Origin of the sequence: Bradyrhizobium nitroreducens, from assembly GCF_002776695.1 — a bacterium.
In the GTDB taxonomy this organism is placed as follows: domain Bacteria; phylum Pseudomonadota; class Alphaproteobacteria; order Rhizobiales; family Xanthobacteraceae; genus Bradyrhizobium; species Bradyrhizobium nitroreducens.
Genome location: NZ_LFJC01000003.1, coordinates 6,572,916 through 6,591,640, shown reverse-complemented (window position 1 = coordinate 6,591,640; position 18,725 = coordinate 6,572,916). Strand labels below are relative to the sequence as shown.

Annotated in this window: 19 protein-coding genes; all 19 read right to left on the bottom strand. The window is 64.9% G+C overall.

All coding sequences use genetic code 11. The features are described 5' to 3' along the window. Positions 1 to 11 precede the first annotated feature (11 nt). Positions 12 to 1,682 (bottom strand): ribonuclease J, encoded by a 1,671-nt coding sequence (locus TSA1_RS31315; RefSeq protein ID WP_100179694.1) that lies wholly within the window; start codon positions 1,680 to 1,682, stop codon positions 12 to 14. Then, positions 1,682 to 2,488 carry a biotin--[acetyl-CoA-carboxylase] ligase gene (locus TSA1_RS31310; protein WP_100179693.1) on the bottom strand — a complete coding sequence of 269 codons (807 nt, stop codon included), beginning with the start codon at positions 2,486 to 2,488 and terminating at the stop codon, positions 1,682 to 1,684. The genes TSA1_RS31315 and TSA1_RS31310 overlap by 1 nt, the downstream gene beginning before the upstream one ends. A 1-nt stretch (position 2,489) precedes the next feature. After that, on the bottom strand, positions 2,490 to 3,926 hold the full coding sequence (gene nuoN / locus TSA1_RS31305; RefSeq protein WP_100179692.1) for an NADH-quinone oxidoreductase subunit NuoN: 1,437 nt from the start codon (positions 3,924 to 3,926) through the stop codon (positions 2,490 to 2,492). 22 nt (positions 3,927 to 3,948) lie between these two features. Next, complete coding sequence (locus TSA1_RS31300; RefSeq protein ID WP_100179691.1) at positions 3,949 to 5,457, bottom strand: NADH-quinone oxidoreductase subunit M; 1,509 nt, start codon at positions 5,455 to 5,457, stop codon at positions 3,949 to 3,951. Next, positions 5,458 to 7,536 (bottom strand): NADH-quinone oxidoreductase subunit L, encoded by a 2,079-nt coding sequence (gene nuoL, locus TSA1_RS31295; protein ID WP_100179690.1) that lies wholly within the window; start codon positions 7,534 to 7,536, stop codon positions 5,458 to 5,460. 8 nt (positions 7,537 to 7,544) lie between these two features. Beyond that, complete coding sequence (gene nuoK / locus TSA1_RS31290) at positions 7,545 to 7,853, bottom strand: NADH-quinone oxidoreductase subunit NuoK (RefSeq protein ID WP_008547737.1); 309 nt, start codon at positions 7,851 to 7,853, stop codon at positions 7,545 to 7,547. Continuing rightward, complete coding sequence (locus TSA1_RS31285; RefSeq protein WP_100179689.1) at positions 7,850 to 8,488, bottom strand: NADH-quinone oxidoreductase subunit J; 639 nt, start codon at positions 8,486 to 8,488, stop codon at positions 7,850 to 7,852. Before TSA1_RS31285 ends, nuoK begins: the two co-directional genes overlap by 4 nt. A gap of 137 nt (positions 8,489 to 8,625) precedes the next feature. After that, positions 8,626 to 9,120 carry an NADH-quinone oxidoreductase subunit NuoI gene (gene nuoI, locus TSA1_RS31280; RefSeq protein ID WP_191093171.1) on the bottom strand — a complete coding sequence of 165 codons (495 nt, stop codon included), beginning with the start codon at positions 9,118 to 9,120 and terminating at the stop codon, positions 8,626 to 8,628. 8 nt (positions 9,121 to 9,128) lie between these two features. After that, positions 9,129 to 10,196, bottom strand: coding sequence for an NADH-quinone oxidoreductase subunit NuoH (gene nuoH, locus TSA1_RS31275; RefSeq protein ID WP_100179688.1), 1,068 nt, complete (start codon positions 10,194 to 10,196; stop codon positions 9,129 to 9,131). A 4-nt stretch (positions 10,197 to 10,200) separates the two neighbouring features. Next, positions 10,201 to 12,276 carry an NADH-quinone oxidoreductase subunit NuoG gene (gene nuoG, locus TSA1_RS31270; RefSeq protein ID WP_100179687.1) on the bottom strand — a complete coding sequence of 692 codons (2,076 nt, stop codon included), beginning with the start codon at positions 12,274 to 12,276 and terminating at the stop codon, positions 10,201 to 10,203. A 13-nt stretch (positions 12,277 to 12,289) separates the two neighbouring features. Next, positions 12,290 to 12,499: a hypothetical protein gene (locus TSA1_RS31265; RefSeq protein WP_100179686.1), complete on the bottom strand. Its 210-nt coding sequence runs from the start codon at positions 12,497 to 12,499 to the stop codon at positions 12,290 to 12,292. 5 nt (positions 12,500 to 12,504) lie between these two features. Continuing rightward, complete coding sequence (nuoF, locus tag TSA1_RS31260; protein ID WP_063194770.1) at positions 12,505 to 13,830, bottom strand: NADH-quinone oxidoreductase subunit NuoF; 1,326 nt, start codon at positions 13,828 to 13,830, stop codon at positions 12,505 to 12,507. Positions 13,831 to 13,845: 15 nt separating this feature from the next. Then, the gene (locus TSA1_RS31255) at positions 13,846 to 14,052 is read right to left on the bottom strand and encodes a hypothetical protein (RefSeq protein WP_100179685.1); all 207 of its coding nucleotides are present in this window, start codon (positions 14,050 to 14,052) and stop codon (positions 13,846 to 13,848) included. Continuing rightward, positions 14,052 to 14,663 carry an NADH-quinone oxidoreductase subunit NuoE gene (nuoE, locus tag TSA1_RS31250; protein ID WP_100179684.1) on the bottom strand — a complete coding sequence of 204 codons (612 nt, stop codon included), beginning with the start codon at positions 14,661 to 14,663 and terminating at the stop codon, positions 14,052 to 14,054. The genes TSA1_RS31255 and nuoE overlap by 1 nt, the downstream gene beginning before the upstream one ends. Before the next feature lie 12 nt (positions 14,664 to 14,675). Next, a complete protein-coding gene (locus tag TSA1_RS31245; protein ID WP_100179683.1) occupies positions 14,676 to 15,656 on the bottom strand; it encodes an FkbM family methyltransferase in 981 nt (326 codons plus the stop codon). Continuing rightward, positions 15,656 to 16,852, bottom strand: coding sequence for an NADH-quinone oxidoreductase subunit D (locus TSA1_RS31240; RefSeq protein WP_100179682.1), 1,197 nt, complete (start codon positions 16,850 to 16,852; stop codon positions 15,656 to 15,658). Before TSA1_RS31240 ends, TSA1_RS31245 begins: the two co-directional genes overlap by 1 nt. 2 nt (positions 16,853 to 16,854) lie before the next feature. Beyond that, complete coding sequence (locus tag TSA1_RS31235; protein ID WP_100179681.1) at positions 16,855 to 17,466, bottom strand: NADH-quinone oxidoreductase subunit C; 612 nt, start codon at positions 17,464 to 17,466, stop codon at positions 16,855 to 16,857. An 11-nt stretch (positions 17,467 to 17,477) separates the two neighbouring features. Then, complete coding sequence (locus tag TSA1_RS31230) at positions 17,478 to 18,065, bottom strand: NuoB/complex I 20 kDa subunit family protein (RefSeq protein WP_174719151.1); 588 nt, start codon at positions 18,063 to 18,065, stop codon at positions 17,478 to 17,480. Beyond that, the gene (locus TSA1_RS31225; protein ID WP_100179679.1) at positions 18,056 to 18,421 is read right to left on the bottom strand and encodes an NADH-quinone oxidoreductase subunit A; all 366 of its coding nucleotides are present in this window, start codon (positions 18,419 to 18,421) and stop codon (positions 18,056 to 18,058) included. The genes TSA1_RS31230 and TSA1_RS31225 overlap by 10 nt, the downstream gene beginning before the upstream one ends. Positions 18,422 to 18,725: the final 304 nt, after the last annotated feature.

The following is an 18,725-nucleotide window of genomic DNA, read 5'->3' as shown; positions in this document are numbered from 1 at the left end:
TGCCGACACAGTTACACTGTCAGCACGTGTACCAGACAGGGGGGCTTCTTGCCCCAATGTTCGTTGATGACGGACCGGACAGCGCGTCGCACCGACTCGCCCAAGGCGTCGGGGTCGCGGCGACGGGCCTTCGGCAGCCCCTCGATCGTCGACATCACGGCGTCGAAGACGATGTCGTCGAAGGGCTCGCCCGCCCTGTTCTTCTCGGGGATGCCGACCAGATCGACCTCGGGATCGTCGGCCAGCTCGCCCTGCTCGGTCATGGCGATGGCGACGAAGGCGCAGCCGGAGAAGGCCATGCGACGGCGCTCGACCACGGCACGCGACTTGGAATCCTCCAAAATCGTGCCGTCCTTGTAGAGACGGCCCGAGGGCACCTCGCCGACGATGCCGGGATCGCCCGGGCCGAGCTTGACGAGGTCGCCGTTGCGGCAGACCAGCACGCGCGGCACGCCGGCGGCGCGCGCCAGCTTGGCGTGCTCGTGCAGATGCAGGGCTTCGCCATGAACGGGGATCAGGAGCTGCGGCCTGGTCCAGGCGATCATGTCGCGCAATTCGTCGCGGCGGGGATGGCCGGAGACGTGGACCAGAGCGTCGCGGTCGGTGATGATCTCGACGCCCTGCAGCACCAGATTGTTGATGATCGAGCCGACCGCCTTCTCGTTGCCGGGGATGGTGCGCGAGGAGAAGATGACGCTGTCGCCGTGGTTGAGCGTGATCTCGGGGTGGTCGTCATTGGCGATGCGGGCCAGCGCGGCGCGCGCTTCGCCCTGGCTGCCGGTGCACAGCGCCAGCACCTTGTCCTGGGGCAGATGGCCGTAGACCTCGGGCGAACGGAAATTCTGCACGCCGTCGAGATAGCCGCATTCGCGCGCGACCTGCACCACGCGCTCCATGGCACGTCCGACCACGACGACCTCGCGATCGGCGGCTTTCGCAGCGGCCGCGACAGCCTTGATGCGGGCGACGTTGGAGGCGAAGGTCGTGACGGCGACGCGGCCCTTGGCCGACTTCACGAGATCGATGATGGTGCGGGCGACCTCGGCTTCCGAGGGCGAGCGGCCGTCGCGCACCGCGTTGGTGGAATCGCCGATCAGGGCGAGCAGCCCCTCATCGCCGAGCTCGCGCAGCCGCTTCTCGTCGGTCGGCTGCCCCAGGGTCGGGGTCGGGTCGATCTTCCAGTCGCCGGTGTGCAGCACCGTGCCGGCCGACGTGTGGATCGCCAGCGCGTGTGCTTCGGGGATCGAATGCGCGACAGGGATGAACTCGACGTTGAACGGGCCGACATCGACGCGGCCGCCGGACGGCACCACCGTCACCGGGATCTTCGGCGCATTGCGCTCGGCGGCACATTTGGCCTCGAACAGCGCGGCGCTGAACTGCGTCGCGTAGATCGGGCATTTCAGCCTGGGCCAGAGATCGATGATGGCGCCGAAATGATCCTCATGGGCGTGGGTCAGCACCAGGCCCATCAGGTTCTTGCGTTCCTTCTCCAGGAAGCTGATGTCCGGCATGATCAGGTCGATGCCCGGCAGGTGCTCCTCGTCGCCGAAGGAGACACCGAGATCGACCGCCATCCAGGCGCGCTGCTGGCGGTTGCCGAGGCCGTAGATCGACAGGTTCATGCCGATCTCGCCGACGCCGCCGAGCGGCGCGAACACCAGTTCCTCGGGCTTTGCCATTACGCAGCTCCCACAGAGCGGACCGGGCCGAAGAACACCTCGCCCGCGGCCACCGGCACGCGGCGGCCGTCGGCGGTGCGAACGATCAGGCAGCCGGTGTCGTCGATGGTGTCAAAAATGCCTTCCAGCGTCGTGGCTCCCGTGTGGATCGCAACCGGCTCGCCAAGGCTGGCGGCCCGCTCCAGCCAGAGTTTTCGGATATCGGCAAAGCCACGGCCATTGTCCCAAAGACCGCGGAACTCGACCCAGGCGTCGGATAGCGCCGAGAACAGCTCCTCGGCGCTGATCTGGACGCCGAGCGCGGCCAGCGAGATGGCGGGCGTGGGCGTCCCCTCGGGCGCGGCGACGACGTTGGTGCCGATACCGACGACGATGGCGAGGCGGCCGGCAATGGCCTCCGCCTCCAGGCCGATGCCCACGAGCTTCTTGCCGTTCGCCAGCACGTCGTTCGGCCATTTCAGGGCGTAGCGGGGACGGCCCTCGCCGAGGCGCAGGGCGGCTTCCAGGCTGACTTTCTCCAGCGCGGCCTCCTCGGCCAGCCCAGCGGCAAAACCGATGGTGGCGGCAACCACAGGGGCGACGTCGAGGACCTCGAGGACGCTGGCCGCGAGGTTGCCCTTCGGCGCGATCCAGGCGCGCTGCCGGCGGCCGCGGCCGGCGGTCTGCTCCGACGTGACGAACCACATCGGGCCGCGTTCGCCGGCCCGGGCGCGTTCGATCGCCTCGGTGTTGGTCGAGCCGGTCCGTTCGAACGCCGCGAGCTTGTAGCCCGCAGCTTGTGCGCGAGGACCGAGCGCGAAGGCCATCCTAAAACAGCGACTTTGCCGCGGCGGAGGCGACGCTCACCACGGGGCCTGCGAACAGCGCGAACAGGATGTTGAACAGGCCCGCCACGGCCAGCACCGTCCGCACTTCGATGCGCACCGGATCGACCTGGCCGGCCGGCTCGTCGAAATACATCGTCTTGACGATGGACAGGTAATAGTAGCAGCCAACAACGCTGGTCAGCACGCCGACGACGGCGAGCGTGAACAAGTTGGCCTTGATCGCAGCAACGAAGACGTACCATTTCGCAAAGAAGCCGGCGAGCGGGGGGATGCCGGCGAGCGAGAACAGCAGCATCGCGAACATGAAGGCGAGCAGCGGGTTGGTGCGCGACAGACCTGCGAAATCGCTGATCTGCTCGACGGCCTGGCCGTTGCGGCGCATGGCGAGGATGATCGAGAACGAGCCGAGCGTCATCGCGACATAGATCACGATGTACATCAGGACGCCCTGCGCGCCCTCGACCGTGCCCGAGGCAAGGCCGACCAGGGCAAAGCCCATGTGGCCGATCGAGGAATAGGCCATCAGGCGCTTGATGTTGGTCTGGCCGATCGCGGCGAAGGAGCCGAGCGCCATCGAGGCGATCGACACGAACACCAGGATCTGCTGCCACTGCGAGACGATGCCGGGGAATGCGGTCAGCGTGACGCGGGTGAAGACGGCGAGCGCGGCGACCTTCGGCGCCGAGGCGAAGAAGGCCGTGACCGGGGTCGGCGCGCCCTCGTACACGTCAGGCGTCCACATGTGGAACGGTACGGCCGACACCTTGAAGCAGAGGCCGACGAGCAGGAAGACCAGACCGAACAACAGGCCAACGTTCGAAACCGTCGCGGCCGCGGCGATGCCGGTGAAGCTGACCGTGCCGGTGAAGCCGTAGATCAGCGAGGCGCCGTAGAGCAGCATGCCCGAGGACAGCGCGCCGAGCACGAAGTACTTGAGGCCGGCTTCGGTCGACTTGGCGTTGTCGCGGTTCGAGGCCGCCACGACATAGAGCGCCAGCGACATCAGTTCGAGGCCGAGATAGAGCGAGATCAGGTCGCCGGCCGAGATCAGCACCATCATGCCGAGCGTCGAGAGCAGCACCAGGATGGCGTATTCGAAGATGCGGCGCGAGGGATCGGACAGGAACTCGGTCGACAGCACCAGCGTCACCGCCGAGCCGATCAGGGCCAGGATCTTCATGAAGCGGGCGAAATCGTCGACGATGAAGCTGCCGCCGAAGGTCACCTGCTTGCCCGCGGGCAGCATGTATTCGAGCACGCCGACCACGACCAGAAGCACGACCGCCAGCGAGGTGACCGCGCTCGTGGTCCCCTGCCCGCGATAGGCGCCCAGCATCAGCAGAGCCATGGCCCCGATCGCGAGCACGATCTCGGGCAGCACCGGCGCCAGTTGATAACCTGCAGTCTCAAAGCTCATGGCGATATCCTGACCTGCCCGATCAATGGAGCAGTGCGGCGGCCTTCACGGCCGTCACAGCGGTGTTGTAGTTGTTGACGAGTTGCTGGACCGAGGCGGCCGACATGTCGAGCACCGGCTTCGGATAGACGCCGAACAGGATCGTCAGCGCGATCATCGGGAACAGCGTCAGGCACTCACGGAAGGTGAGATCCTTCATGCTCGCGAGCGACGGCTTGACCAGCGCGCCGAACACGACCTTGCGGTAGAGCCACAGCGCATAGGCTGCCGACAGGATCACGCCGAAGGTGGCGAAGAACGCGGTCGGGATCGAGACCTTGAAGGTCCCGAGCAGCGTCATGAACTCGCCGACGAAGCCGGAGGTGCCGGGCAGACCGACATTGGCCATGGTGAAGACCATGAAGGTCATCGCGTAGAGCGGCATCCGGTTGACGAGGCCCCCATAGGCCGCGATCTCGCGGGTGTGCAGGCGGTCGTAGACCACGCCGACGCAGAGGAACAGCGCGCCGGAGACGATGCCGTGCGAGATCATCTGGAACACGCCGCCGGCAACGCCCTGCATGGTGCCGGCGAAGATGCCCATGGTGACGAAGCCCATATGCGCGACGGACGAGTACGCGATCAGCTTCTTCATGTCCTCCTGCATCAACGCCACCAGCGAGGTGTAGATGATGGCAATGGCCGAGAGCGTGAAGATCAGCGGCGCGAAGTCGTGCGAGGCCAGCGGGAACATCGGCAGCGAGAAGCGCAGGAAGCCGTAGCCGCCCATCTTCAGCAGGATCGCGGCCAGAACCACCGAGCCCGCCGTCGGGGCCTCGACGTGCGCGTCGGGCAGCCAGGTGTGCACCGGCCACATCGGCATCTTCACCGCAAACGAGGCGAAGAAGGCCAGCCACGCCCAGGTCTGCAGGTTCCGCGGCACGGCGGTGTGCATCAGGGTCGGGATGTCGGTGGTGCCGCCGTTCCAGTACAGCGCCATGATGGCGAGCAGCATCAGGACCGAGCCGAGCAGCGTGTAGAGGAAGAACTTGAACGACGCGTAGACCCGGCGCGGACCGCCCCAGACGCCGATGATCAGGAACATCGGGATCAGGCCGCCCTCGAAGAACAAATAGAACAGCACGAGATCGAGCGCCGAGAAGGTGCCGATCATCAGCGTTTCCAGGATCAGGAACGCCATCATGTATTCGCGGACGCGGTTGGTGATCGCCTTCCAGCTCGCGATGATGCAGAACGGCATCACGGCGGTGGTCAGGATCACCAGCGGCAGCGAAATGCCGTCGACACCCATGTGATAGGTGATGCCGGTGGCGAGCCAGTTCGCCTTCTCGACGAACTGGAAGTCGGGATTGCTGGGGTCAAAGCGCATGACCAGGATCACCGACACCGCGAAGGTGATCAGCGTGGTCCAGAGCGCGATCCAGCGCGAGTTGCGCTTGGCCGCCTCGTCATCGCCGCGACTGAGATAGACGATCAGCGCGCCGACCAGCGGCAGGAACGTCGTGACCGAAAGGATGGGCCAGGTCGTCATTTACTGGCCTCCAAAGCCGAACATGAACCAGGTGATCAGGCCGGCGGCTCCGATCAGCATGGCGAATGCGTAGTGATAGAGATAGCCGGTCTGGATCTTCACGACGTTGCGGGTGACGTCCAGCACGCGAGCGGAGACGCCGTCGGGGCCGAAGCCGTCGATGACGAAGCCGTCGCCCTTCTTCCAGAGCTGATAGCCGATCCACTTCGCCGGACGGACGAAGATGATGTCGTAGAGCTCGTCGAAGTACCATTTGTTGAGCAGGAACTGGTACAGCATCGGCTGCGTGTTGGCGAGCTCGACCGGCAGATAAGGCCGGCGGATGTAGAACAAATACGAGACGAGGAAGCCCAGCACCATCATCACCGTCGGCAGGAAAGCAATGGTCTCGGGGATGTGGTGCATCTCCTCGATGATATGCGGGTTCATCTTCACGGACTCGCGGAAGAACTCCTCGACGCCGTGACCGGCGAACAGCTCCTTGAACGGGAAGCCTGCGACGAACGAGCCGACCGCGAGCACGCCGATCGGGATCAGGATCCAGAGCGGGGCCTCATGCGCGGCCTCATAGTGGTGCTCGTCATGCGGCTCGCCGTGGAAGGTCTTGAAGATCAGGCGCCAGGAGTAGAACGAGGTCAGGCCGGCGGCGACGATGGTCATCAGGAAGCCGTACACCGCGAACGGATTGTGCGAGGCATAGGCCGCTTCGATGATCGCGTCCTTGGAGAAGTAGCCGGCCGTGAGCGGGAATCCGGTCAGCGCGAGCGTGCCGACCACCATCACCGCATAGGTGTAGGGGATCTTCTTCCAGAGGCCGCCCATGTTGCGGATGTCCTGCTCGTGGTGCATCGCGTAGATCACCGAGCCGCTCCCCAAGAACAACAGCGCCTTGAAGAAGGCGTGCGTGAACAGGTGGAACATGCCGACCGAATAGGCCCCTGCCCCCATCGCGACGAACATGTAGCCGAGCTGCGAACAGGTCGAATAGGCGACGATGCGCTTGATGTCGTTCTGGACGAGGCCGATGGTCGCCGCGAAGAACGCGGTGGTGGCGCCGAAAAACATCACGACGGCCTGGGCGGTCGGAGCGAGCTCGAACAGCGGCGACAGGCGCGCCACCATGAACACGCCGGCGGTGACCATGGTCGCGGCGTGGATCAGCGCGGAGACCGGCGTCGGGCCTTCCATCGCGTCCGGCAACCAGGTGTGCAGCAGGAACTGCGCCGACTTGCCCATCGCGCCCATGAACAGCAGGAGACAGGTCAGGGTCAGCGCGTCGGCGTGCCAGCCGAGGAAGTTGATGGTCTTGCCGGTCAGGCTCGGCGCGGCATGGAAGATCGTCTCGAAATCGGTCGAGCTCGTCAGCATGAAGATTGCGAAGATGCCGAGCGCAAAACCGAAGTCGCCGACGCGGTTGACGACGAAGGCCTTGATGGCGGCCGCGTTCGCCGACGGCTTCTGGTACCAGAAGCCGATCAGCAGGTAGCTGGCGAGACCCACGCCTTCCCAACCGAAGAACAGCTGCACCAAATTGTCCGCCGTCACCAGCATCAGCATGGCGAAGGTGAACAGCGAGAGATAGCCGAAGAAGCGCGGCCGGTTCGGGTCCTCGTCCATGTAGCCGATGGAATAGAGGTGCACGAGCGAGGACACGGTCGTCACCACCACCAGCATCACGGCGGTGAGCGTGTCGACCCGCAGCGTCCACCAGACCTGGAGGTCGCCGGAGAAGATGAAGGGCAGCAGCTGGATGCGGGTGTCGTGGTGCATGAAGCCGACATCGACCAGCGTCATCCAGGACAGCGCAGCCGAGACGAACAGCAGCCCCGTCGTGATCAGCTCGGCGCCGCGCGAGCCCGCCGCAGGCGGCTCGACCGGACCGTGGCCATGATCGTCGTGACCATGATCGTCGTGGCCGTGGTCACCATGGGCCGCCGACGCGTGGGCGTCGCCGTGGCCGTGGTCACCATGATGCTCGACCTCGTCACCCGAGGGGTTGCGGGCATGCGCGCCGGCCAGGGCGATGAGCCCTGCCAGAATGGCGCCCAGCAGAGGCAGGAAAACGATTGCCTGAACCATTTGAGCGCTCAGCCCTTCATCAGATTGACGTCCTCAACCGCGATCGAGCCGCGGTTGCGGAAATAGACCACCAGGATGGCGAGACCGATCGCGGCTTCAGCGGCCGCGACGGTCAGCACCAGCAGCGCGAAGACCTGGCCGACGATGTCGCCGAGGAAGGTCGAGAACGCCACGAGGTTGATGTTGACCGAGAGCAGGATCAGCTCGATCGACATCAGGATGACGATGATGTTCTTGCGGTTCAGGAAGATGCCGAGGATCCCGAGCGTGAACAGGATCGCGCCGACCGCCAGGTAATGTCCGAGCCCGATCGTCATTTCACCCACTCCGCCGCATCGGCATCCGAGAGCCCCTGCCCCGGCGCCACCTTGCGCATCGCCATCGCCATCTCGGGCGTGCGCGCGTTCTGAACGTTGATGTCCTGCCGCTTCACGCTCGCCTTGTGGCGCAGTGTCAGCACGATGGCGCCGATCATGGCGACCAGCAGCACCATGCCCGAGAGCTGGAAGTAGTGGATGTACTTGGTATACAGCACGAGCCCGAGCGCCTCGGTGTTGCTGACATTGGTCGGGATCGCCGCCGTGATCGTCTTGCTGACACCGGGGTTGATGACCCAGAAGCCGACGGTGAGCAGCAGCTCGAACAGGAAGATGCCGCCGATCACGAGGCCGACCGGCAGGTACTCGATGAAGCCCTCGCGCAGCTCGAGGAAGTCGACATCGAGCATCATGATCACGAACAGGAACAGCACCGCGACCGCGCCGACATAGACGACGATCAGCATCATGCCGAGGAACTCGGCTCCCATCAGCACGAACAGGCCGGAGGCGTTGACGAAGGCCAGGATCAGGTACAGCACGGAGTGCACGGGATTGCGCGAGACAATCACCATCACGGCCGAGGCGACGCAGACGCCGGCGAAGAGATAGAAGAACAGCGCGGGAAGGATCATCGGGCATTCCCCGTCATTCCGGGGCGCGGGCAAAGCCCGCGAACCCGGAATCTGGAGGTTATGGCGCGAGATTCCGGGTTCGCGCTGCGCGCGCCCCGGAATGACGTGGTGATGGCGGGAAGGATCATGCCCTCACCTCACCGGTACGGCGCGTCGAGCTCGATCGCTTTCGCGATCTCGCGTTCCCAGCGATCGCCGTTGGCGAGCAGCTTGGCCTTGTCATAGAACAGTTCCTCGCGGGTCTCGGTCGCGAACTCGAAGTTCGGGCCTTCGACGATGGCGTCCACAGGACAGGCCTCCTGGCAGAGGCCGCAATAGATGCACTTCACCATGTCGATGTCGTAGCGCACGGTGCGGCGGGTGCCGTCGTTGCGGCGCGGGCCGGCCTCGATGGTGATGGCCTGCGCCGGGCAGACCGCCTCGCACAGCTTGCAGGCGATGCAGCGCTCTTCGCCGTTCGGATAGCGGCGCAGCGCGTGCTCGCCGCGGAAGCGCGGCGAGATCGGGCCCTTCTCGAACGGATAGTTCAGCGTCGGCTTCGGCTGGAAGAAATAGCGCATGGCGAGGAAGAACGCCGAGACGAATTCCGACAACAGAAGCGAGCGTGCAGTGGCGTTGACGTTGATACCCATGACAGCCCTCACTTCGGCGCGATGCCGGCGAAATGCAGCACGCCGGCCACCACGATCACCATCGCCAGCGACAGCGGCAGGAAGACCTTCCAGCCGAGGCGCATCAGTTGGTCATAGCGGTAGCGCGGCACGATCGCCTTTGCCATCGCGAACAGGAAGAACATGAAGAACAGCTTCAGCGAGAACCAGATGATCCCCGGCACCCAGTTGAAGGGCGGCAGGTCCACCGGCGGCAGCCAGCCCCCGAGGAACAGGATCGTCGCCATCGCGCACATCGTGACGATCGCAACGTACTCGCCGAGCATGAACAGCAGGTACGGCGTCGAGCCGTACTCGACCATGAAGCCGGCGACGAGCTCGGATTCCGCTTCGACGAGGTCGAAGGGCGGACGGTTGGTCTCCGCCAGCGCCGAGACGTAGAACACCACGAACATCGGGAACAGCGGCCAGACGTACCAGTTCAGGATGGTGAGCTGCGGCAGCCCGATCAGGCTGGCCAGACCGCGCACGTGCTGAGCCTCGACCACGGCCGACAGGTTCAGCGTGCCGGCGCAGAGCAGCACCGTGATGATGACGAAGCCGATCGAGACTTCATAGGACACCATCTGCGCCGCGGAGCGCAGCGCGGCCAGGAACGGGTACTTCGAGTTCGACGACCAGCCGGCCATGATGATGCCGTAGATCGACAGCGACGAGATCGCGAAGATGAAGAGGATGCCGACATTGATGTCGGAGATCACCCAGCCGAGATTGGTCGGGATCACCGCCCAGGCCGCGAGCGCGAGCACGCACGAGACCAGCGGCGCAAGCAGGAAGACGCCCTTGTTGGCGCCGGCCGGGATGATCGGCTCTTTCAGCACGAACTTCAGGAGGTCCGCGAAGGATTGCAGCAGGCCCCACGGGCCGACCACGTTCGGGCCGCGGCGGATCTGCACCGCCGCCCAGATCTTGCGGTCGGCGAGCAGGATGTAGGCGATCGCCACCAAGAGGACGACGAGCACCAGCACGCTCTCGGCGACCATGATGATCAGGGGCCAGAGGAAACCGGTCCAGAATGCGCTTTCGAAAAATTCCATCAGCTCACTCCGCTGCGGTCAGCATCTGCCCGGAGGCAAGCCGCGAGCACTCCGCCATCACGGCGGATGCACGCGCGATTGGGTTGGTCAAATAGAAGTCCTCGACCAGCGGCTTGAACGGCGCCTTCTCGGGCGAGCCGCCCTTCCCCGCCAGCTTCCTGATCTGGTCGGCGGAGCCGGCCTCGATCTGGTCGAGACGGATCAGATGCGGCACGGCCTTGAAGACCGCCTGGCGCAGCGCGGCCAGCGAGTCGTAGCCGAGCTTCTTGCCGAGCGCCTCCGACAGTGCGCGAACGATCGCCCAGTCCTCGCGGGCTTCGCCCGGCGGGAACGCGGCGCGGCCCGTCATCTGCACGCGGCCTTCGGTGTTGACGTAGATCGCGGACTTCTCGGTGTAGGCGGCCGCCGGCAGGATCACGTCGGCGCGATGGGCGCCGCGGTCGCCATGGGTGCCGATGTAGACGACGAAGGTGCCGTCGGGGGCGTTGATCTCGTCGGCACCGAGCAGGAACAGCAGGTCCAGCGTGCCGAACGTCGTCATCTGCGCGGCATTCAGGCCGCCGCCGGTTGCGGAGAAGCCGATGTCGAGCGCACCGACCCGCGAAGCGGTCTCGTGCAGCACGCCAAAGCCGGTCCAGCCGTCCTTGAGAGCGCCGACATCGAGCGCCAGCTTGGCGGCGGCGGCGAGAATGGCCGCGCCGTCGTGACGGGCGGCCGCGCCCGCGCCGACCAGGATGATCGGATTCTTGGCGTTCTTCAGCACGTCCATGAAGGAGTGCTTGCCGGCCGCGAGCTCACCGAGCGTCTCGGTACCCGCACCGAGATGATCATAGTCGTAGGTGAGATCGACCTTGGCGCCGATGACGCCGACCTTGAAGCCGCCGGCGCGCCACCGCTTGCGGATGCGGGCGTTGAACACGGCCGCCTCTTTCCGCGGATTGGCGCCGATGATGAGCAGCGCGTCGGCCTGCTCGACGCCTGCGAGCGTCGGGTTGAAGATGTAGGAGCCACGGCCGAGTGCGGGATCGAAGGCATCGCCGCCCTGCACCGCCAGGTTGCCCGAGCCGAACTTGGCGAGCAGGTCCTTCAGCGCGAACATCTCCTCGACACCGGCGAGGTCGCCGGCGATCGCGCCGATGCGCTTGCCGTCGGTGCGCGCCGCCTTCGCTGCGATCGCGGCGAAGGCCTCGGGCCACGTTGCCGCGCGCAGCTTGCCGGCCTCGCGGACATAGGGACGATCGAGGCGCTGGGTGCGCAGGCCGTCGACGATGTGGCGGGTCTTGTCGGAGATCCACTCCTCGTTCACGGCCTCGTTGATGCGGGGCAGTACGCGCATCACCTCACGGCCGCGGGTGTCGACGCGGATCGCAGATCCCACGCCGTCCATGACGTCGATCGACTGGGTCTTGCCGAGCTCCCACGGACGCGCGGCGAAGGCGTAGGGCTTCGAGGTCAGCGCGCCGACCGGGCAGATGTCGACGAGATTGCCCTGCAATTCCGACGTCAGCGCGTGCTCGAGATAGGTCGTGATCTCCATGTCCTCGCCGCGGCCGGTGGCGCCCATCTCGGGGGCGCCGGCGACTTCCGCCGAGAAGCGGACGCAGCGCGTGCACTGGATGCAGCGGTTCATCGAGGTCTTGACCAGCGCGCCGAGATATTTGTCCTCGACCGCGCGCTTGTTCTCGGCGAAGCGGCTGGTGTCGACACCATAGCCCATCGCCTGGTCCTGCAGATCGCACTCGCCGCCCTGGTCGCAGATCGGGCAGTCCAAGGGATGGTTGATCAGAAGGAATTCCATCACGCCTTCGCGTGCCTTCTTCACCATCGGGGAACGCGTCGAGATCTCCGGCGGCTCGCCCTTGGGGCCCGGACGGCAGTCGCGCACGCCCCAGGCGCAGCTCGCGACCGGCTTCGGGCCGCCCTTCACCTCGACGAGGCACATCCGGCAATTGCCGGCGATCGACAGCCGCTCGTGATAGCAGAAGCGCGGAATCTCGGCGCCGGCCGCCTCGCACGCCTGAAGCAGCGTGTATTCGGCGGGCACATCGATCTCTTTGCCGTCGATGATGAGCTTGGTCATTGGCTCAGTTCTCTCAATGCGATACGTCGGTCAGCTCGAGGCGTCTCTCGATCCGGTCAACGCGAATCTCCAGCCGATCAAGTCTACGGTTCACTCCGGCCAAGCCCTCTTCCATCGCGGTCACGCGCACCTTCACATCCTGCAGATCGTCTGCCATCCGCTCAGTTCGCTGATCGATCTTGCGCAGCAAGGCAAGCACGATGTTGTCGGGTTCGTCGGCCATTCTCTCTACTCCGCCGCGACCATGTTCACGGGATCGCGGACGCCGATATCGTCGATGTCGGACTTGTGCGAATACTCGTCGATGCGCGCTTCGATCTCGTGACGGAAATGCGCGATCAGGCCCTGGATCGGCCACGCCGCCGCGTCGCCGAGCGCGCAGATGGTGTGGCCTTCGACCTGCTTGGTGACCTCCAGCAGCATGTCGATCTCGCGCTTGTGGGCGCGGCCTTCGGCCATGCGAGTCAAGACGCGCCACATCCAGCCGGTGCCCTCGCGGCACGGCGTGCACTGGCCGCAGCTCTCGTGCTTGTAGAAATAGGAGATGCGGGCGATGGCGCGGATCAGGTCGGTCGACTTGTCCATCACGATCACGGCCGCGGTGCCGAGGCCCGAGCGCAGCTTGCTCAGGCTATCGAAATCCATCGGCGTGTCGATGATCTGCTCGGCCGGCACCATGCGCACCGAGGAGCCGCCGGGGATCACGGCCTTGAGGTTGTCCCAGCCGCCGCGGATGCCGCCGCAATGCTTCTCGATCAGCTCACGGAACGGAATGCCCATGGCCTCTTCGACGTTGCAGGGCCGCTCGACATGACCGGAGATGCAGAAGAGTTTCGTGCCGACATTGTTCGGACGGCCGATGCCGGCGAACCAGGCCGCGCCGCGGCGCAGAATGTCGGGCGCAACGGCGATCGACTCGACGTTGTTGACGGTGGTCGGGCAACCGAACAGGCCGACATTGGCCGGGAACGGCGGCTTCAGCCGCGGCTGGCCCTTCTTGCCTTCGAGGCTTTCAAGCAGCGCGGTCTCTTCGCCGCAGATATAGGCGCCGGCGCCGTGCGCGACGTAGATGTCGAACGGCCAGCCGTTGACGTTGTCCTTGCCGACCAGCTTGGCCTCGTAGGCCTGGTCGATCGCGGCCTGCAGATGCTCGCGCTCGCGGATGAACTCGCCGCGGACATAGATGTAGCAGGCATGCGCGTTCATCGCGCAGCTCGCGATCAGGCACCCCTCGATCAACAGATGCGGATCGTGCCGCATGATCTCGCGATCCTTGCAGGTGCCGGGCTCGGACTCGTCGGCGTTGACGACGAGATAGCTCGGACGGCCGTCGGTCGATTCCTTCGGCATGAAGGACCATTTCAGACCGGTCGGGAAACCGGCGCCGCCGCGGCCGCGGAGCCCTGAGGCCTTCATCTCGTTGATGATCCAGTCGCGGCCCTTGTCGATGATGTTCTTGGTGCCATCCCAGGCGCCGCGACGCCGCGCACCCTCGAGCCCCCAATCGTGGAGGCCGTAGAGGTTCTTGAAGATGCGGTCCTTGTCCTCGAGCATATCAGTGCTTTCCGATCAACGAATGGTCTGCTTGTAGGCAAGTCCGGCGGCGCAGACGGCGAAGGTCAGCGCCCAGAGCAGACTGGATTCCAGCGACGCGTTCAGGGTGAAGCGCTGTACCAGGAAGATGAAGGCGGCCGCCACGGCGGCGTGCATCGCGACGAAGCCCCACTTCTTCATGGCACCGCTCCCCTGCACCAAAGGCTGCGAGAGATCACGCATCAGGTGATCTCCTTCAGCGTGGTCGGTCCTGATATCGGCGCCGAGAACTGGCGGCCGTTCTGCGGACCGGGCTTGGGCGGATTGCCCGAAGCAAAACCGTCGAGCACCTTGCCGAAGCTTTCCTTGGTCAGGTCCTCATAGGTGTCCTTGCCGATCAGCACCATCGGCGCGTTCACGCAGGCTCCCAGGCACTCGACCTCTTCCCAGCTGAAATTGCCGTCCTTGGAGAGATGGAAGGGCTCGTGATGGATGCGGTGCTCGCAGACGTGGATCAGATCCTCGGCGCCGCGCAGCCGGCACGGCGTGGTGCCGCAAACCTGGACGTGGGCCTTCTTGCCCACGGGTGCGAGCTGGAACATGGTGTAGAAGGTCGCAACCTCGAGCACGCGGATATAGGGCATGTCGAGCATGTCGGCGATGACGCGGATCGCGGCTTCCGAGACCCAGCCATCGTGCTGCTCCTGCGCGCGCCAGAGAATGGCGATGACCGCGGAAGCCTGCCGTCCGGCAGGATATTTCGCGATCTGCTGCTTGGCGAATGCGAGGTTCTCATCCGTGAACGCAAAGCTCGCGGGCTGGACTTCCTTCGGTGCTAATCGGCGAACGGACATCTGTTCAATCTCTCACTGCATGCGGCGCGCGGACTTCGCATTCAAGTTCTTGGCATTCAGGGCTTCGATCCTGTCCTGCCAGAATGCGCTTGCGGTGCCGAAAACGTTGTAGCCGACGTGGGTCGAGACCTTGATGCGGTCGAGGATCGACAGCTCGGTCACGGTCTCCATCCGGTTGCTGCGCGGATCGAACACGATCAGCTTCAGCGGGGTCTGCTCGAGGATGTAGCGCGACACCGCATGCGAGCGGTCGCTGCCGTGTTCCTCGCACATGACGACGCTGTCGGCCTGCAGCAGCCGCGCGCCGCCCTTGATCGCCTCGATCTCGACGCCCTCGACGTCGAGCTTGATCAGGTACTTGCCGGTGGCGGCAATCCTGCCGTCGTCGATGAGATTGTCGAGCGAGATGACCGGCACCTCCTCACCGCCCGCCGAGGGATCGCCGGCGATGCTGAAGGCCTCGTGCTTGGTCCCGGAGAGCCGCGCGGTGCCGCGGGTGGCGCCGATGGCGCATTTCAGGGTCTCGAAGCGACCAGCGTTGACGCGGGCGTTGTTGGCGAGCTTCGGGTAGTTCTGCCCCGACGGCTCGATCGCGATCGCCTTGTGCGAGCCGAACGGCTTGCTCGACACCAGCACCGACCAGTAGCCGTAATTGGCGCCGCAATCGAGCAACGTGTAGTCGACGTCGATGCTATCGGCGAACAGCAGCTCGAGCTCGTCCTCGTAATTGTAGGAGCGGTTGAGCAGCTTGCTCCAATAGCCGTCGCCGTAAGGGAATTCGAACACGGCGTCGGGATTGAGCCTGATCGCGATATTGCGCTCGGGCAGCGTCTTCCGCAGCAGATTCGCGCAGGCGATGTAGCCCATATGCGAGAAATGCGAGGAGATCTTCGATCCCGTCATCAGCGCCAAGGCAGCCGTCCGCTCCCACAGGTTGGCCCCTTCCAGGGTCCCCGAGGCGCGGTCAAACTGGATTGGCGCCTGCTGCCCCATCACCGATCGACCTCTCCGAACACGATGTCGAGCGAGCCGAGGATCGCCGAGACGTCGGCGAGCAGATGGCCGCGGCAGATGTGATCCATCGCCTGCAGATGCGCAAAGCCCGGCGCGCGGATCTTGCACTTGTAGGGCTTGTTGGTGCCGTCGGAGATCAGATAGACGCCGAACTCGCCCTTGGGCGCCTCGACCGCGGCATAGACTTCGCCGGCCGGCACGTGAACGCCTTCGGTGTAGAGCTTGAAGTGGTGGATCAGCGCTTCCATCGAGCGCTTCATCTCGCCGCGGCGCGGCGGCGCGACCTTGTTGTCTTCGACGACGACGGGGCCCCTGCCGTCGGGCGCGTTCAGCTTCTGGATGCACTGCTTCATGATGCGCACGGACTGGCGCATCTCTTCCATGCGGATCAGATAGCGGTCGTAGCAATCGCCGTTCTTGCCGATCGGGATGTCGAAATCCATCTCGGCATAGCATTCGTAGGGCTGCGACTTGCGCAGGTCCCAGGCCGCGCCCGAGCCGCGCACCATCACGCCGGAGAAGCCCCACTCCCAGGCTTCCTTCAGCGGCACCACGCCGATGTCGACGTTGCGCTGCTTGAAGATGCGGTTGGCGGTGAGCAGGCGGTCGAGGTCGTCCACGACCTTCAGGAACGGATCGCACCAAGCCTCGATGTCGTCGACCAGCTTCTGCGGCAGGTCCTGATGCACGCCGCCGACGCGGAAGAAGGCCGCATGCATGCGGCTGCCCGAAGCGCGCTCGTAGAACACCATCAGCTTCTCGCGCTCTTCGAAACCCCACAGCGGCGGGGTCAGCGCGCCGACGTCCATCGCCTGCGTGGTGACGTTCAGAAGATGCGAGAGGATGCGGCCGATCTCGCAATAGAGCACGCGGATCAGCTGGCCGCGGCGCGGCACCTCGATGCCGAGCAGCTTTTCGGCGGCGAGGCAGAAGGCGTGCTCCTGGTTCATCGGCGCGACGTAGTCGAGCCGGTCGAAGTAAGGGATCGCCTGCAGATAGGTCTTCTGCTCGATCAGCTTCTCGGTGCCGCGGTGAAGCAGTCCGATATGGGGATCGACGCGGGCGACGACTTCGCCGTCAAGCTCCAGCACGAGGCGCAGAACGCCGTGCGCCGCCGGATGCTGCGGTCCGAAGTTGATCGTAAAGTTGCGAAGCTGTTCGGGTTGCTCGTTCATGATCAGGCCTTCGGTCCCGCCTTCTCGTCACCGGGAAGCGGATAGTCCGCCCCTTCCCACGGCGAGAGGAAATCGAACTTGCGGAATTCCTGGTTGAGCCGGACGGGCTCGTACACCACCCGCTTCTCCTGGTCGTCGTAGCGGACCTCGACGAAGCCGGTGGTCGGGAAATCCTTGCGCAGCGGATGGCCCTCGAAGCCGTAATCGGTGAGGATGCGGCGCATGTCGGGATGGCCGACGAAGAACACGCCGTAGAGGTCGTAGGCCTCGCGCTCGAACCAGTCGGCGCCGGGGAACACCTCGATCAGCGACGGCACCTGCGTGGTCTCGTCGGCCTGGGCCTTGAGCCGGATGCGGGTGTTCAGGGTCGGCGACAGGAAGTGATAGATCACGTCGAAGCGCTTCTCGCGCGACGGATAGTCCGCGGCCGTGATGTCGGTGAAGTTGATGAAGCGGCAGCTCGGGTCGTCGCGGAGGTATTTGACCACCTCGACGATCTTGCTGGCCTCGACATCAACCGTCAGCTGGTTGAAGGCCACCGAATGACCGGTGGCGGCGCCCGGAAGCGCGCTAACGATCGTCTGCCCCAGGGCGTCGAGCTTGGCGTCGTCCATGACGTAAAACCTTAGCGTTCGATGGTGCCGGTGCGCCGGATCTTCTTCTGCAGCAGCAGCACGCCGTAGAGCAGCGCTTCCGCCGTGGGCGGGCAGCCCGGCACGTAGATGTCGATCGGCACGATGCGGTCGCAGCCTCGCACGACCGAGTAGGAATAGTGATAGTAGCCGCCGCCATTGGCGCAGGAGCCCATCGAGATGACGTAGCGCGGCTCCGGCATCTGGTCGTAGACCTTGCGCAGCGCGGGCGCCATCTTGTTGGTCAAGGTGCCCGCGACGATCATCACGTCGGACTGGCGCGGCGAGGCACGCGGCGCGAAGCCGAAGCGCTCGACGTCGTAGCGCGGCATCGACACCTGCATCATCTCGACCGCGCAGCAGGCGAGACCGAAGGTCATCCACATCAGGGAGCCGGTACGGGCCCAGGTAATGAGGTCGTCGGTCGCGGCCACGAAGAAGCCCTTGTCGGACAGCTCGGAATTGACCTCGAGGAAGAACGGATCATTGGCCCCGACCGGCTTGCCGGTCGACGGGTCGAGAATGCCCTTGGCGGCCGGCGCAACAACCGGACCGGCGGACGATGCAGGGTTCAATCCCATTCCAGTGCCCCTTTCTTCCATTCATAGGCGAACCCGACCGTCAGCACGGCGAGGAACACCACCATGGACCAGAAGCCGGTCGCGCCAAGCTTGCCGAACGCCACCGCCCAGGGAAACAGGAACGCCACCTCGAGGTCGAAGATGATGAAGAGGATGGCGACCAGGTAGAAGCGGACGTCGAACTTCATGCGCGCGTCGTCGAAGGCGTTGAAACCGCACTCATACGCCGACAGCTTTTCCGGATCCGGCTGCTGGAACGCCACGATGAAGGGCGCGATCAGCAGCACGAGGCCGATGAGGCCCGCTACCGCTATAAAGACGACGAGTGGAAGATAGTTCTGCAGAATGCCGCTCATTGGCGAGCCCTTTTTTCCGCAGCCTCGGGACAGCCACGGATTCGTCCGATTTGGAATTGTTCTGAGCCTTAGCGCAGTGCACCAATGGGCGCAAGACACGCTCTTTTCAGGCCCTTTTGCCGCCCCCGGAGCGGTGAAAATCCCGGAATCACCCCGCGCTGGTATGGAGCAGATCGCAGGGCCCAGCAAGGGCAGCCACCGGTTTTGCAGGGTAGCAGCTCGAGATTGCGGCGCACAGGCCATGGCCCCACTTTGCCGTGCTTCGTCCGAGAAAAACGCGGTTTCGGGCGCGGGGCGCGCACCC